Annotated in this window: 13 protein-coding genes; 11 read left to right on the top strand and 2 right to left on the bottom strand. The window is 51.7% G+C overall.

Annotation, left to right across the window (positions count from 1 at the left end; all coding sequences use genetic code 11):
- Positions 1-25 precede the first annotated feature (25 nt).
- Positions 26-709 (top strand): glutathione S-transferase family protein, encoded by a 684-nt coding sequence (locus AC1W8Y_RS08860; RefSeq protein ID WP_482014117.1) that lies wholly within the window; start codon positions 26-28, stop codon positions 707-709.
- Between the two features lie 57 nt (positions 710-766).
- Complete coding sequence (locus tag AC1W8Y_RS08865; protein WP_482014118.1) at positions 767-1,771, top strand: M23 family metallopeptidase; 1,005 nt, start codon at positions 767-769, stop codon at positions 1,769-1,771.
- On the opposite strand, the gene AC1W8Y_RS08870 is transcribed toward AC1W8Y_RS08865, so the two are convergent.
- Complete coding sequence (locus AC1W8Y_RS08870; protein ID WP_482014119.1) at positions 1,768-2,655, bottom strand: NAD(P)-dependent oxidoreductase; 888 nt, start codon at positions 2,653-2,655, stop codon at positions 1,768-1,770. The genes AC1W8Y_RS08865 and AC1W8Y_RS08870 overlap by 4 nt on opposite strands.
- Positions 2,656-2,824: 169 nt before the next feature.
- Positions 2,825-3,754, bottom strand: coding sequence for a methylglyoxal synthase (locus tag AC1W8Y_RS08875; protein ID WP_482014120.1), 930 nt, complete (start codon positions 3,752-3,754; stop codon positions 2,825-2,827).
- A gap of 118 nt (positions 3,755-3,872) precedes the next feature.
- On the opposite strand from AC1W8Y_RS08875, the gene AC1W8Y_RS08880 reads away from it, so the two are divergent.
- From AC1W8Y_RS08880 to AC1W8Y_RS08920, 9 genes are all read left to right on the top strand, one after another.
- Positions 3,873-5,810 carry a tetratricopeptide repeat protein gene (locus AC1W8Y_RS08880; RefSeq protein ID WP_482014121.1) on the top strand — a complete coding sequence of 646 codons (1,938 nt, stop codon included), beginning with the start codon at positions 3,873-3,875 and terminating at the stop codon, positions 5,808-5,810.
- A complete protein-coding gene (locus tag AC1W8Y_RS08885; protein ID WP_482014122.1) occupies positions 5,807-7,642 on the top strand; it encodes a tetratricopeptide repeat protein in 1,836 nt (611 codons plus the stop codon). The genes AC1W8Y_RS08880 and AC1W8Y_RS08885 overlap by 4 nt, the downstream gene beginning before the upstream one ends.
- A complete protein-coding gene (locus tag AC1W8Y_RS08890; protein WP_482014123.1) occupies positions 7,639-8,823 on the top strand; it encodes an aminotransferase class I/II-fold pyridoxal phosphate-dependent enzyme in 1,185 nt (394 codons plus the stop codon). Before AC1W8Y_RS08885 ends, AC1W8Y_RS08890 begins: the two co-directional genes overlap by 4 nt.
- A gap of 32 nt (positions 8,824-8,855) precedes the next feature.
- On the top strand, positions 8,856-9,560 hold the full coding sequence (locus AC1W8Y_RS08895) for a DUF1028 domain-containing protein (RefSeq protein ID WP_482014124.1): 705 nt from the start codon (positions 8,856-8,858) through the stop codon (positions 9,558-9,560).
- A gap of 52 nt (positions 9,561-9,612) precedes the next feature.
- A complete protein-coding gene (locus tag AC1W8Y_RS08900) occupies positions 9,613-10,908 on the top strand; it encodes an aspartate carbamoyltransferase (RefSeq protein ID WP_482014125.1) in 1,296 nt (431 codons plus the stop codon).
- A 24-nt stretch (positions 10,909-10,932) separates the two neighbouring features.
- Positions 10,933-11,148: a hypothetical protein gene (locus AC1W8Y_RS08905; RefSeq protein ID WP_482014126.1), complete on the top strand. Its 216-nt coding sequence runs from the start codon at positions 10,933-10,935 to the stop codon at positions 11,146-11,148.
- Positions 11,149-11,290: 142 nt separating this feature from the next.
- A complete protein-coding gene (locus tag AC1W8Y_RS08910; protein ID WP_482014127.1) occupies positions 11,291-13,732 on the top strand; it encodes a tetratricopeptide repeat protein in 2,442 nt (813 codons plus the stop codon).
- Between the two features lie 59 nt (positions 13,733-13,791).
- On the top strand, positions 13,792-14,013 hold the full coding sequence (locus AC1W8Y_RS08915; protein ID WP_482014128.1) for a hypothetical protein: 222 nt from the start codon (positions 13,792-13,794) through the stop codon (positions 14,011-14,013).
- Position 14,014: 1 nt separating this feature from the next.
- Positions 14,015-14,653, top strand: coding sequence for a response regulator transcription factor (locus AC1W8Y_RS08920; protein ID WP_482014129.1), 639 nt, complete (start codon positions 14,015-14,017; stop codon positions 14,651-14,653).
- The last annotated feature ends 2 nt before the right edge of the window (positions 14,654-14,655 follow it).

The following is a 14,655-nucleotide window of genomic DNA, read 5'->3' on the forward strand; positions in this document are numbered from 1 at the left end:
AAATATACTTAACAGGATAGATAAGATGCTCAAACTCTATATTGGCAATAAGAATTACTCCTCCTGGTCAATGCGACCGTGGGTACTGTTGCGCGAAGCTGGCATCGCCTTTGAAGAGGTTAACGTTCGTTTTGATTCGTTTGAGCCAACGTCCAACTTCAAACGGGTCATTTCCCAAATCACACCCACGGGCAAAGTCCCCGCGTTGCTGGACGGTGATCTGGCCATTTGGGATACGCTGGCCATTGCCGAGTATTTGGCTGAACAATTCCCTGAGAAACAACTGTGGCCCGTCAGTGTGGCGAGTCGCGCGCAAGCACGAAGTGTCTGTGCAGAAATGCATGCAGGGTTCACGAGTTTGCGTTCGGCCTGCGGCATGAATATCGAGGCCGACTTGTCGCACCAGGGGGCATTGATCTGGCGAGATCAGGCGGCTGTGCGACAAGATGTCGCTCGGATTGACCAAATTTGGTCATCCTTGATTGCTGCTCATGGTGGGCCGATGTTGTTTGGTCGCTTCAGTATTGCAGACGCTTACTTTGCACCGGTTGTGATGCGTATTCGCAGTTATGCGTTGCCGGTCTCACCGATGGCACAGGCCTACGTACAGCGTGTCACTGAACTAAGATCCGTGAGCGCTTGGATGGCTCAAGCCATGGCTGAACAGGATTTTCTAGCTTTTGAAGAACCCTATCGGCTTAAACGGTGAAACAATTTGAGTTTTACGTTCCCTTCGATTGATCAACAGGCTAAAGCAAGCAAGAAAATGAAAATTCGCTTTGTGCTGACCTTGCTATTGCAAAGCCATTTGGCGGTTGCTCAACAACCTCTTGGGTCAGTGCCAGCATTGCAAAAGTTACAAACGTTGCAGCCGACCCAGCCAGGTCAAACGGTGCAACCCATGCAAGGGTTGCAACCGGTCGGTATTCTCGTGGCGCCGCCGAAGCCTGCGAGTGGCAATGCGAAAGTGACGTTGGTCAACACAGACATATTTCCGCACATTGTATTTGTGCAAATTTATAATAAAGGTGCTCGTCTTAAAGCAGTCGCCGAAGTGTCGGCCACCGTCAAGCCATACGAAACACTCAAATTAGATGTCAAGCCTCTCGTTGAGAATACTGTGTTTGAATCGGGTTTGCAGTGGGTAACCTATCAAGATATTGGCGATATCGGCCCGGCAATCAAAGATAACCATTTTCAGATCCCGTTTCCGCCGCAAACCAAAATCAGGGTGTGCCAGTCAGCTGACGGGCCACAAACAACACATGGCAAAGATAAAGTCGATGCGATAGATTTTTGCGCACCAGAAAAAACCCCGATTACCGCAGCAAAAGATGGAATCGTCACTGAAGTTGTTCAACATTTTACAGAAGGAGGGTTAAAACCTGAGCTGTTGATGAAAGCCAACACCATTCACATTCTGCATCGTGATGGCTTAATGAGCGTTTACTCACACATCTATCCCAACAGTGCACTAGTGAAAGTCGGGCAACGCGTGACGCAAGGGCAACCCATTGCGTTAGAGGGCAATGTTGGCTATTCGTCAGGCGCTCACTTGCATTTCGAAGTGCTTGAGGGCGAGACGAAGTTAAACGATCAGAAGAATCTGTTTCATCTGGTCCCGATTCATTTCTTCAATAAAAACAATACCCCGATAAAGATTAAACACGATCTTTATTACTCTGTGGATGGAGAGGCCTGCTGGGGGACGCTTCCCTCCGGGCGACGTTGCCGAGTCAACGTCGAGGAGTCAATGATGGGGATGCATTAATCGGCGCTTGACTGCCGCTTTGCAATCAGAGTCACCATTTCTGGCATGAGCGCCTGAATCCCACCCGCTTGAAAGCCAAGCTCAAGTGTCTGTTTGACCGCTTGAGCGACGATGTGGTCGGCGTTCATGTCTTCTGCCATCTGGTTGTAGTAAGTAAGATCTTTCAAACTGTTTGCCACGCTGAATCTCAGACCTGATGAATCCAAGTCAGTCAGGTAAGGCTTGATTCGCTCGAGTGGTGCACCCCAGCCCCCACCCTTGGCAAGCACTTCGATGAATACTTGAGGGTCGACCCCGGCCACTTGCGCACAAGCGGCTGCTTCTGCTAGCAGCGCCACCGAACCTAGCGACACGTAATTATGCAGTAACTTCATCCGATGCCCCGCGCCAACAGGCCCCGTATGTACGATGTTTTCTGCAAAACAAGCGAGGATGGGCTTGCATTTTTCAAATAGGGCAGTGTCTCCGCCGACCAATAAATTGAGCCTGCCTTCTGCAGCCTCTTTTGGCGTTCGCGTCATTGGGGCGTCAAGAAAAAAGCCGCCTTTGTCAATCACGAGCTGAGCCAAGCGCTCGGTCGAGGCGGGGATGGCCGTCGAACAATCGATCACGGTGGTGCCCGCTTGCAAGCCCTTCAGCACCCCTTCTGCGCCGAGCAGTGCGTCTTCGACTTGGGGGGTGCCTGTCACGCACACAATGACAATTTGAGAGTGCCTGGCTAATTCAGCGGGGGTTTGATAGACGTTTGCACCCGCAGCGACTAGTTCGCCCAACGGTTGGTTGCCAGCATGAGCGAGTAAGGATAACGGATAGCCGTGTTTCAAAAGATTGCTTGCGATGCCGTGGCCCATGAGGCCGATACCGATCATGCCGATTTCTTTCATGTTGGTTTTTCTTATGTTGTTTGAACGTGCCGGTTGCGAACAATCACTGAGTCTAACAACCTCTCAGTCATCTCCGTAGTGTGACAAAAGGATACCCAACTGTCAAAACAGCCCACTTGGTATTTCCCTGTGTCTTGCTGACGGTCTGTCGACAGCCTATGTCGTCACCTTAGCGGGTGAGACGCATTTCAGCGGCGCTCGCCCATTTGTTGGCCACCGTTGCAGATGTAGCACACGTGGCTTCACGCGTCACCACTCTCACGGCTCTTTCAAGCAATTGAATATCTGCCTCATGTTGTCGAGCGACGTGTGGATCTTCAAAGAAAATAACCTTTTGACACCGTTTATCCAGCACCAGGTCGGCAATTTGAGCATCGCCGCCCATCGGCCCGCTTAAGTAGCGATGCACCCAGGGGGTGTGCGCGGGCCAGCCACGCGACCAAGCGAGCTCGTTCAGCAATTGACCCGTCGTACCCGTGGCCACGCGTTTTGAAAAACTGGATAGCAGGTCGAAATGTTGAAGCGCGAAATCGAGCATGACCTCTTTGAGCGCATCGTGAGCGATAAGCGCAGCGCACTGTTGCGACAGGTCAAACAGTGGATCTGCACCTACGTCTGCTGCCAAACCGGCATGCATTCGCTCTACTTCAATCCATTCTATAGCACCTGCCATCGTAGAAATAAATGGCTTCTTGTGCGTAATACATTGACGTTTGAGCGCAAGCGCCTCAGGGAAAATGGATGAAGGATCTACTGGGTCGATGAGATAGATCGCCCCATCCAGCGATTCGGATTCGCGTTCAGTCTCGGTCACCCGCGCAACGAGCTTCATGAGCCCGCCATCTCGCCCGTAGGGGTAACGCACCAGACCTGCATAATCGCCCAGCAAACCTTCGCGCAAGATGGCATCGTAGGTGCGACCCACAGTGTGTAACTCGAGGCCAAGCGACCGTATGCTGTTGGTACTGGTACGAAGCCAATCAAAACAAATGGCGTTGCCAGACCCGTGATGCCGTTGATTGGCTGCTAAGCCGAACCGAAGATGGCGTGCGGGCTGGGTAATAGGCTTGGTTTGGGTGGTATCTTGAATTATGCTCATGCGGTATCAAAAATTAATCAGTTCGTTGCTAACACCACTTATGATAGGCGGTTATTGTGTTTTTGGTGAGCAAAAGTCCCGTTGACAATCCTGTTGGTCTGATCGAGAGAATCCATCCATGAAGCGGCCAGTGAATGCACAGGCGGTGGCCCTGAACGAACATTTTCAGCGCGCCTTAGCATTGCATCAAGCGGGGCAGATCGCCGAGGCGGTCGCTATTTACCGTCAGTTACTCACACAGCTGCCCAAGCACGGGGATTTGCTGTTCATGTTCGGCACGGCGCAATATCAACTGGGGGATAAGGCTGAGGCCATTAAATTGCTCGATAAAGCGATTGTCAGCAATCCCAGCAACCCTTCAGCATTCAATAACCGCGGTAACGTGTTGCAAGATTTATCGCGGTATACAGAGGCGTTGAAAAGCTACGATCAGGCCATTCGGCTCAAGCCTGATTATTTCGAAGCCTTTAATAACAAAGGCAATACCTTGCGCCTACTGGGGAGGCAAGAAGAGGCGATTGAGCAATATCAAAAGGCCATCGCATTAAGACCAGATTATGCGGATGCCTACAATAACTGGGGCAATGCGCTGCAAGACTTAAAGCAACTTGAAGCGGCGATTGAACGATTCACCGAGTGCATTAAGTTGAATCCTCACCATGCTCAAGCCTTCTATAACTGGGGCAACGCACTCAAAGAGCTCGGACGTTATCAAGAGGCCATCGTTGCCTATCAGCAGGCGATTGAGCTCAGCCCTTTATATGCCGCTGCCTACAATAATCTTGGCTACGCCTTGAAAGAGCTGCATCAAAACACCGAGGCATCGGGGATATTTCAGTTAGCCCTGCAATTGCAGCCGGACTTTCCCGAGGCCTTGAATAATCTCGGTACGGTGCTGACTTCGCTTGATCAACTTCCTGAGGCGAGGGCGCGGCTTGAGCGTGCGACGCAACTCAAGCCCGACTACGCACAAGCCCATAGCAACCTCGGGGTGGTGCTGTTACAAATGCGCTGTTTGACCGAAGCCTTGGCGTCGCTGGATCGCGCGTTAGTATTGCAACCGGCTCTCGCCGACGCGCAATGGAACCGGTCTCTCGTGCGTCTGACCTTAGGTGATTATGAGAACGGCTGGCGTGACCATGAGGCGCGCGTCAATACCATCAAGGCCCTGAACCATGGCAGGCGGGCATACACGGCCCCACAGTGGACAGGCACTGAACCGATTGCCGGTAAGACGATATTTGTGGCGGCCGAGCAAGGCTTGGGAGACACGATACAGTTTTGCCGCTATGTGCCGATGCTGGCAAGACGAGGGGCGAAAGTCATTCTTGAGGTTCAACCCCCCTTGGTCGAAACGATGAGCAAGCTTGAGGGGGCGGCAGAAGTCGTTTCCCTGCTCGCACCGGGTCAAGCGCTGCCTGCACACGATTTTTATTGCATGCTGATGAGTCTGCCGCTTGCCTTTAAGACGACCGTCGACACTATCCCCCACGCCACCCAGTACCTTCAGGCGGATACAAAAAAAGTCGCTTATTGGGCCGAAAAACTGGGCCCTAAAACCAAACTTCGGGTGGGGCTGGTGTGGTCTGGCGGTTTTCGGCCGGCACAACCTGAGTTGTGGGCAACTCACAAAAGACGAAATATCGAGCTCGCCAAGTGGATGAGCCTTAAAACGATTGACGCTGAGTTTTATAGTTTGCAAAAGGGTCAACCCGCAGAGGGTGAGCTGGCCGCACTTGAAGCTGCGTCATGGGATGGCCCGGTGCTGATTAACCATGTCAGTGAACTGCGCGACTTCAGCGATACTGCTGCGTTGATTGAAAATCTGGATTTGGTTGTTTCGGTGGATACCTCTACCCCTCATCTATCGGCGGCCCTTGGTAAGCCAACGTGGTTGTTGAGCCGTTTTGACAGTTGTTGGCGGTGGTTAGATGCGCGTGAAGACACCCCTTGGTATCCGACGATGAAGTTATTCAGACAAGTGACTCCGCTGGATTGGGACAGCGTCATCAGTCGCGTCGTGAGCGATCTCACCACGCTTGTCGCGACTAAATGATGAAAGACCAACGCTCTAAGAGCGATCGGTTTGCGCAAGCCGTTGCTCTGCATCAAGCTGGGCAAGTCGTGCTTGCGGTTGAGATATACCGGCCGTTGCTCAAAGTGTTACCCAAACATGGTGATCTTTTGTTCATGTTGGGGACCGCAGAATATCAACTTGGCAATCACGCCGAAGCCATGAAGCTACTTGATCGGGCGGTGGTGGTTAACCCTGGTAATGCGCTGGCGTTCAGTAATCGTGGCAATGTGCTGCAAGACTTGGCGAGGTATGCAGAAGCTTTAAAAAACTACGACCAAGCGATCGGCTTAAAGCCAGACTATGTCGAGGCGTTTACCAATAAAGGCAATGCGCTGCGATTGCTGGGTAGAGCAGAGGAGGCCTTAGCTTGTTATCAGCGCAGCATTGAGCTCAATCCGCATTACGAACCGGCGTATTACAACCTTGGCTACGCGTTGCAAACGTTGGGCAGGCTTGAAGCTGCGCTGGTCGCCTATCAGCATGCGATCGAATTGCGCCCGGATGCCGCGCAAAGCTACGCGGTTCGTGGCGCCGCACATCAGGAACTCAGGCGTTTCGCAGAGGCGATTGTTGATTACGAAACGGCGATCAAACTGAGCCCCAGCGTGGCGATGCTCTACAACAATTTAGGTAACGTGTTGAAAGAGGTGGGCCGTCACGAGGAAGCCGCCGTGCGTTTGACACAAGCCATTGAGCTGCAACCAAACGATGCTCAAGCCTACAATAACCTTGGCGTCGTGTTGTTGCAGATGCGACGATTGACCGAGGCACACGCGTGTTTTACCCAAGCGACGACCCTGAACGCCGAATTGGTCGATGCCCGCTGGAACAGAGCGCTGGCGAGCTTGGCGCTGGGCGACTATGCCAATGGCTGGCAAGATTATGAGACGCGGTTGCACCCAAGTAAATTTTCTGGGGTCAATTTAAGAACTTACGATCGTCCGAAATGGACAGGGGTCGAGCCTTTGGTGGGTAAAACCATTTTTGTGGTGGCCGAGCAAGGGTTGGGTGACACGATACAGTTTTGCCGCTATTTGCCGTTGCTGGCGCAATTGGGGGCCAAGGTGATCTTTGAGTCTCAACCTCAGTTGGTAGGCTTGATGAAAGCGATGCCAGGTCTCAGTCAGGTCTTGCCTGCCTTTTTAAGCCAGGATCAAATCCCGGCACATGATTTTTACTGCCCCTTGATGAGTTTGCCGCTGGCATTTCAGACGACGTTGTCGACCGTCCCCGCTTACCCCAACTACCTGAAGGCTGATCCAGAAAAGACAGCCCTGTGGTCAGCTCGTCTGGGCCCTAAATTGCGCCCTAGAGTTGGCCTTGTCTGGTCAGGGGGATTTCATCCTGCGCAGCCTGAAGTTTGGGTCATTAACAAGCGGCGCAATATGGCATTGGCCAGCTTGGCACGATTAAAGGCCGTTGAGGCAGATTTCTATAGCCTGCAAAAAGGTCAACCGGCCGAAGGGGAACTCACCGATTTATTGAACCAAGCTTGGGAGGGGCCTGCCTTGTTGGATTGTGCTGATGATTTGAAAGATTTTAGCGATACCGCGGCAATGATTGCGAATCTGGATTTAGTCGTGTCGGTCGATACGGCGGTGGCACATCTGGCGGGCGCCTTGGGCAAACCCACCTGGATGTTAAGCCGCTTTGATAGTTGCTGGCGTTGGCTAGATGGCCGCGAGGATACGCCTTGGTATCCGACGATGACGTTGTTCAGGCAAATCACCCCAGGCGATTGGGATGAAGTGGTTGGTCGTCTGGTTGATAGAATGCAGCAACATTTTCAACTCTCAAGAACTCACTCATGAAGCGCCACTCTTTACGGATTGCCTCTGTCGATACGCCCATCATCCCAGCCATTGCTGCCATGGTACGAGAAAATCCCGGCACAATTTCGCTTGGCCAAGGCGTGGTGAATTATGGGCCCCCAACCGAGGCAATTGCGGCTTTGCCTGGCTTGATGGCAGACTCGCAATTGAACAAGTATCAGTCGGTGATGGGTTATCCGGGTTTGATTGACGCATTGCAACAGAAGTTGAGTCGCGAGAATAGCGTGCACTGTGGCACCGACGCCATGGTCATGGTGACTGCGGGTAGCAATATGGCTTTTCTGAATTGCGCCATGGCAGTGGCGGATCCGGGGGATGAGTTTATTTTGCCTAAGCCGTTTTATTTCAATCAAGAAATGGCGATCCGGATGATTGGCTGCATCCCAGTGCCCGTCGAGGTCAACGAAGACTGGAGTTTGAATGTCGAGGCGCTAGCCGCTGCCATTACCCCACGTACCAGGGCCATTGTGACCGTATCGCCCAATAATCCCACGGGCGCCGTCTATTCAGAGGCGTCGCTGACCGCCGTTAATAGACTGTGTGCTTCGCATGATCTTTATCACTTCAGTGACGAGGCGTACGAGTATTTTACGTACGACGGTGTTAAGCATTTTTCACCTGCGTCATTGCCGGGCGCTGCTCAACACACGCTTTCCTTTTATTCGCTCTCCAAAAATTTTGGAATGGCGAGTTGGCGAGTTGGCTATGTTGTGTTTCCCGCAGATCTTTTTGACGCACTGAACAAGGTGCAGGATACCAACCTGATTTGTGCGCCAGTTCCTTCGCAGCTTTTAGCGATTGAGGCGTTGAAACTTGGGCGCGAGTGGGTTGAACCAAAAGTTCAAGCCTTAGCCAAGGTTCGTCAGGATGTTTTCGACGCTTTGGATACCTTGGGGGAGCTGGCACAGTTTCCACGAACGCAAGGGGCGTTTTATGTGTTGTTGAAATTGCCCGGTTTGCCGCGCCAATCTGACGTCCTCGCGTTTAATCGCACAATGGCTCAGCGACACAAGGTTGTCTCCATCCCCGGTTTTGCTTTTGGCCTATTGGACACTGAACAGGCTAATTATCAGCGCTTGTCATATGGCGCGCTTGAGCCGGCAAGTGTTGCTCAAGGCGTCGAGCGTTTCGTTGCCGCTGTCAGGGATTGGTATCGGTAAGTCATGGTTGTCAGAGACGCAAGAGGGGTTTTATGACGTGGTCTATTTTGGCAAGAGACGAGCAAGGGCACTTTGGTGTTGCAATTGCAAGCCGCTTCTTTGCGGTGGGATCGCTGTGTGTTCATACCCGTCGGCAGGTGGCTGCGTTGTCAACGCAAGCGTTGATGAATCCCTTATATGGCCCAGCTGGCCTTGACTTGATCGCGGATCATGTGGCCGCAGATGTCGCCATCAAGGCGTTGATAGCAGGGGATGAGGGAAGGGAGCAACGACAGGTGCACATCCTTCCGGCGCATGGCACTGCAGCCGCTTACACCGGATCAGCGTGTGTGGATTGGTGCGGGCATTTCATTGGTGACGACTTTAGCGTTGCGGGCAATATGCTCGCAGGCCCTGCAGTGATTGAGCAGACGGCAGCGGCGTTTCTTGATTTGCGTGGTCGCCCGCTGGCTGAGCGACTGTTGGCAGCCTTGGATGCAGGGCAAGCGGCGGGCGGAGACAAACGAGGCAAGCAGTCGGCCGCACTTAAGCTGCATTTTGATGAAGACTATCCACAGCTAGATTTGCGTGTCGATGATCATGAGGAACCTTTCATCGAACTGAGACGTCTATACGAAAAAAGTCTCGAGCGTTTCCAACCGTTTTTAGCCTGTTTGCCGGGGCGGGGCAGATACTCGGGTCTTACTGAGCGAGCAGAAATTGAAGCGTCGATTGAAAAGTTTCATCAACAAAAATAACGCATTGTGTATATAATTTGAGTGTGTTTAACTTGGCGTTGTAGGGGGTTCCATGTCAATGCCTCAGCAAGTGTTACTTCGGGACGCCATGCGTCGTTTGAACATGACGCGCGACGCTTTCGCCGACCGTATTGGTTGTCGTCGACGTACTCTGGATAGCTGGCTGTTGCCGGATGAGTCGAGTGAATATCGCGCGACGCCAGAGGTTGCGCGCCGGTTTATCACTGAAATTTTGTCCAACCATCCTGATGCTGATGAATATACACAAAGCGCATACTCTGAGGCGGCGCATATTGGTGGACACGGTAGTCGCATCAACCATCTTTTGTCCGTCGATCAGTTCACTCGAGACTCTGTCGAAGAGTTATTTGCCTTGGCTGACGTCATGCAACCAATCGCCAAACGACAGAAAGTGACTCGTGTGCTCGAAGGCGCCGTCCTCGCTAACCTGTTTTTTGAGGCAAGTACCCGAACCAGAATCAGTTTCGGCGCTGCATTTTGTCGTTTGGGTGGGTCGGTCTGCGACACCACAGGTTTCACTTTCTCATCGATGGCCAAAGGTGAATCGATTTACGACACCAGTCGCGTCGTCAGTGGTTATGTCGACGCGATTGTCGTGAGGCATCCAGAAAAGGGTTCGGTGGCTGAGTTTGCGCGTGCGACTAATATTCCTGTTGTGAATGGGGGCGATGGCCCGGGCGAACATCCCAGTCAGGCGTTGCTTGACTTGTACACGATTCAACGAGAGTTTTCTGGCTTGGGCAAGCTCATTGATGGGGCTCACATTGCCATGGTGGGTGATCTGAAATATGGTCGAACGGTGCATTCTTTGATCAAATTGCTGTCGCTTTACCGTGGGTTGAAGTTCACGCTCATTTCACCCACAGCGCTTGAGATGCCAGTCGAGATTGTCGATGTGGTCAGCCGCAACGGACACGTGGTGGAACTGAGCAATTCTCCTGCCCGATCGCTCGCCAACGCTGATATTCTGTACGCGACACGGATTCAGAAAGAGCGATTTACAGAAGAAGCCATTGACGGTTATGGCACTGATTTTGAAATTAACCAAAAGCTCGTCAATGCGGCGTGTAAAAAGGATGTGATCATCATGCATCCTTTGCCAAGGGATAGCCGGCCAGAATCTCATGATCTGAGCACCGATTTGAACACCGACCCACGGTTGGCAATTTTCCGGCAAACCGATAATGGTATCCCCGTACGCATGGCTATTTTTGCCAAATTGCTTGGGGTAGATAAGCTGGTGCAGCGTTCGATGAAAGATGTAACCTGGGTCACTCCAGCCAATGTTGGTCCCGACGATGCTTTACCTGATGTTGATGAAAGTTAATCAAGTATTTGTGAGGTCTCTATCATGAGTATGAAGCGAATAGCAGGGGTTGCCTTGGTTGCGCTGACGTTGTCAGTTTCTGCCTGTATTGTCGTACCTGCGAGACCCGTGCAACCGCCACCGCATGTCGTGTATGTCCAGCCGCCACCGGTGGCGCCCGGCCCAGGGTGGGTTTGGGCTTATCATCCTCAGCGCTCATGGGGTTGGTATCACGAGCACGAGGGCTGGCGTCACGATTGAAAAGCGCTCGTTGTTTGTCAAAGCTGGATAAGCCACGCTTGTAGCCCTTATTTCCTTGCTTCAGTCGTGGTGGATAAAGTCTAAGATAGCTCGTCCTTTAAGGGGCATTTGGCCAATCCAATCAAGATTAAGGCGAGTACAAATGGCATCGGCAAACAATGACCAAGTGGTGATGACGCAACTTAAAAAAGGGTTGGCACATCATCAACTGGGAGAGCTCGCGAAAGCACTGGTGTGTTACGAGGCAGTGCTCAAGATGCAACCTCGCAATTTTCACGCCCTGAAGTTGTCGGGCGTGATCGCCGCTCAGGCGCAAGAATATGAAAAAGCCTTTTCGAGGTTAAGCGCTGCCGTTGCGATTAATAGTAAAGATGCTGAACTACTCAACAATTTTGGCGTTGTGCAAAAAGAGCTAGGCCTTTACGAGGATGCCCTCAAAAGTTACAAAAAGTCGATTGCGATCAACCCGAAAAACTTTGAGGCGTTCACGAATCAGGGGGCGGTTTATGAGCACTTGCAACAAGTCGATCTAGCCTTTGAATCCTATCAACAGGCACTGAAGGCCAAACCTGACTATGTAGTGGCGGTTTTCAACCGTGGCATGCTGTACGAGAAGCAGCAGCAGTTCGAGAATGCCCTAGTCGATTACCAATTAGCGATTCAGTTGAACCCAGCCTTTGCTATGGCCTGGCATAGCCTGGGTTACCTCTTGCAAAAAATGCATCGGTATGAAGAGAGTCTGGCGGCCTTCGACCAGGCGATCAGTATCAACCCACACTACGCGTCAGCTTATGTGAATCGCGGGCTCGTTTTAAAGTCCCTTAATCAGCCGGACCAAGCGATCAACAACTATCTGCACGCGATCGCGATTAACCCCTCGTCATTCGAGGCCTACGTTAATCTTGGCTTGATTTATCGTGAGCAGGGTCAATTAGAGAACTGTTTACAGGCCTACGAAAAGGCTCTCGCCCTGAATCCGAATTATTCGGCGATTTATTTTGATCGAGCGGCGGCGCTGCAAGAGCTTGATAGGATGGACGAGGCGCTCGAAAGTATTAACCATGGCGTCGCTTTAGACGGAAATATGCCCGAAGGGTATTACAACCGAGGCATCATGCTGCAAGCCGCAGGCGATATTGAGGGCGCACTGGAGAGTTATTCAAAGGCCATCGAGTTAAAGCCCAATTACACCGGTGCGTTGAATAATCGGGCGGTGATTTATATCGATCGCGAGGATTACGGCCGTGCACTGCCTGATCTGATGATGGCGACGGTATTCGACAGCAGCTTCCCCGATGCCTACTGCAATTTAGGAACCGTGTTCGAAAGAATGAAAGAGCACGAATCCGCGGTCGAGCAATTTCAAAAAGCTATTTCGATCAAGCCTGACTATGCCGAAGCCCATTTCAATATGGGGGTCAATCTCAAACGGCTCGGTCGAGTTCATGAGGCACTTGAACACTACAATATGGCGCTTTCCTTAAACAGCACCCTGCACGAAGCCTATAACAATCGGGGCGTGATTTTGCATGAGATGCGTCGTCTGACGGAGGGGTTGCACGATTTGAACCGCGCCATCGAACTCAAAGATAACTTTGACGAAGCGCGGTGGAATCGATCCATGCTGTTGCTGACGCTGGGTGATTATGAGAAAGGCTGGCAGGATTACGAGGCACGCTTTACCGCGACGGTTTCTATCGTTGCTAACCGTGAGTACGATAAACCTCGGTGGACAGGTGTTGAACCACTGGCGGGTAAGACGATTCTCATTATTGGTGAACAAGGGTTAGGCGATACGCTGCAATTCTGCCGTTACATTCCCTTGGTGGCTAAATTAGGCGCGAAGGTGATCTTCGAGTCACAGGTTCAGCTCGTTGAGACGATGAAGCGCTTGGAGGGGGTGAGTCAGGTGGTACCTACCTTTTATCCAGGCGATACGATGCCACCTCATGATTACTACTGTGCCCTCATCAGTTTGCCCCTGGCCTTCAAAACAACGCTAGAGACCATACCCGCTGATGTCCCGTATCTGTCTGCAGACCCCGCGAAAGTCGGCGCTTGGCGTGATTTGCTGGGGCCTCGAACCAAGTTGAGAGTGGGGCTCGTCTGGTCGGGGGGTATCAGTAACGACCAGCAAGAGTCTAACGCGACAAAAAAACGCCGAAACATGTCCTTGCAGCAACTGGCTGGTTTGCGCGCCGCAGATGTCGAATTCTATAGTCTGCAAAAAGGCCAACCCGCGGAGGGTGAACTGGCAGAAGCAAAGGAAGCGGGATGGGACGGCCCAGAGATTATTGATTACACTTCGCGACTGAAGGATTTCTCTGACACGGCTGCGTTGATAGAAAATCTTGATCTCGTGATTGCCGTGGATACGTCGACCCCTCACATGGCTGCAGCGATGGGCAAACCTACTTGGATCATGAGCCGTTTTGATGCTTGTTGGCGCTGGCTCGACCAAAGAGAGGATAATCCCTGGTATCCAACGGTTCGACTTTTTAATCAACGGCAGCCTTTGGATTGGAGTGACGTGATTCAAGAAGTGATTGCGGCACTGAAGGAATACTCGGCAGTTATAAGTTAAACTTTATTTCATACGGCAGATATGCGGTATGTGCGGACTTCAAGCATGACGGATTTGGCATGACAATAGATCAGTGGCGCGAAGTACATCAAACGATTGCGAAAGACCTGCACGGCGAGGTTGGCGGCAATCTGTTTGCCGTGCGCCTCGGGCTGCAGAGTTTGATCAACGAAACAGATCAGGTAAAGCTGGCTTCACAGGTCGACAAACTGACCAACATTCTTGTGGCAACAGAGCAGAAGCTTGTAAAAATCACTGGCCTTTTGAGTTCGAAGAACTAGTATGCGACTCATCAAAATTGTTCTGGCGGATGATCATGTCTTAGTCAGGGAAGGCATGATGACTGTGCTGTCCTCGCGACCCGATATGAAAGTAGTTGCACAAGCGTCTACCGCGGCCGAGGTAGTCAAGATTGTTGGCTCTACCGAAATAGACTGTCTGTTGTTGGATTTATCCTTACCTGATCGGGACGGTATTGATCTTGTGAAGGCCATCCGTTTACGTCACAAGGACGTTCCGATACTGATTCTGAGCATGTACCCAGAAGAGCAATATGCGATGAGGGCGCTTAAAGCAGGCGCGAACGGTTATCTGAATAAAAGCACAACCAGTGCAGAGTTGCTGATTGCGATTCAGAAAGTTGCTAGCAGAAGCAAATATATCAGCCCCAAGGTGGCTGAGCTTTTGGCTGAGGATATTGGTAAAACGTCGACTGCAGAGGGCCATGAACAACTGTCTGACCGAGAGTATCAGTACATGGTGATGGCTGCTTCAGGGCTGACCATCTCTGAAATCGCTGACAAGATGACGTTATCAGCCAAAACAGTCAGTATGTATCGTAGTCGAGCATTGAAAAAAATGAATATGCGAACAACGGCTGCGTTGACAAATTACGCCATCAAAAACAATCTACTTGGTTGACG

It is taken from the genome of Jezberella sp. (assembly GCF_964834465.1).

Bases quoted from the DNA above. Each gene is read 5' to 3' on its own strand.
- AC1W8Y_RS08910 (WP_482014127.1), top strand. From the start codon at position 11,291: ATGGCATCGGCAAACAATGACCAAGTGGTGATGACGCAACTTAAAAAA.
- AC1W8Y_RS08880 (WP_482014121.1), top strand. From the start codon at position 3,873: ATGAAGCGGCCAGTGAATGCACAGGCGGTGGCCCTGAACGAACATTTT.
- AC1W8Y_RS08915 (WP_482014128.1), top strand. From the start codon at position 13,792: ATGACAATAGATCAGTGGCGCGAAGTACATCAAACGATTGCGAAAGAC.
- AC1W8Y_RS08905 (WP_482014126.1), top strand. From the start codon at position 10,933: ATGAGTATGAAGCGAATAGCAGGGGTTGCCTTGGTTGCGCTGACGTTG.
- AC1W8Y_RS08885 (WP_482014122.1), top strand. From the start codon at position 5,807: ATGATGAAAGACCAACGCTCTAAGAGCGATCGGTTTGCGCAAGCCGTT.
- AC1W8Y_RS08870 (WP_482014119.1), bottom strand. From the start codon at position 2,655: ATGAAAGAAATCGGCATGATCGGTATCGGCCTCATGGGCCACGGCATC.
- AC1W8Y_RS08900 (WP_482014125.1), top strand. From the start codon at position 9,613: ATGTCAATGCCTCAGCAAGTGTTACTTCGGGACGCCATGCGTCGTTTG.
- AC1W8Y_RS08875 (WP_482014120.1), bottom strand. From the start codon at position 3,754: ATGAGCATAATTCAAGATACCACCCAAACCAAGCCTATTACCCAGCCC.
- AC1W8Y_RS08860 (WP_482014117.1), top strand. From the start codon at position 26: ATGCTCAAACTCTATATTGGCAATAAGAATTACTCCTCCTGGTCAATG.
- AC1W8Y_RS08895 (WP_482014124.1), top strand. From the start codon at position 8,856: ATGACGTGGTCTATTTTGGCAAGAGACGAGCAAGGGCACTTTGGTGTT.
- AC1W8Y_RS08890 (WP_482014123.1), top strand. From the start codon at position 7,639: ATGAAGCGCCACTCTTTACGGATTGCCTCTGTCGATACGCCCATCATC.
- AC1W8Y_RS08920 (WP_482014129.1), top strand. From the start codon at position 14,015: ATGCGACTCATCAAAATTGTTCTGGCGGATGATCATGTCTTAGTCAGG.
- AC1W8Y_RS08865 (WP_482014118.1), top strand. From the start codon at position 767: ATGAAAATTCGCTTTGTGCTGACCTTGCTATTGCAAAGCCATTTGGCG.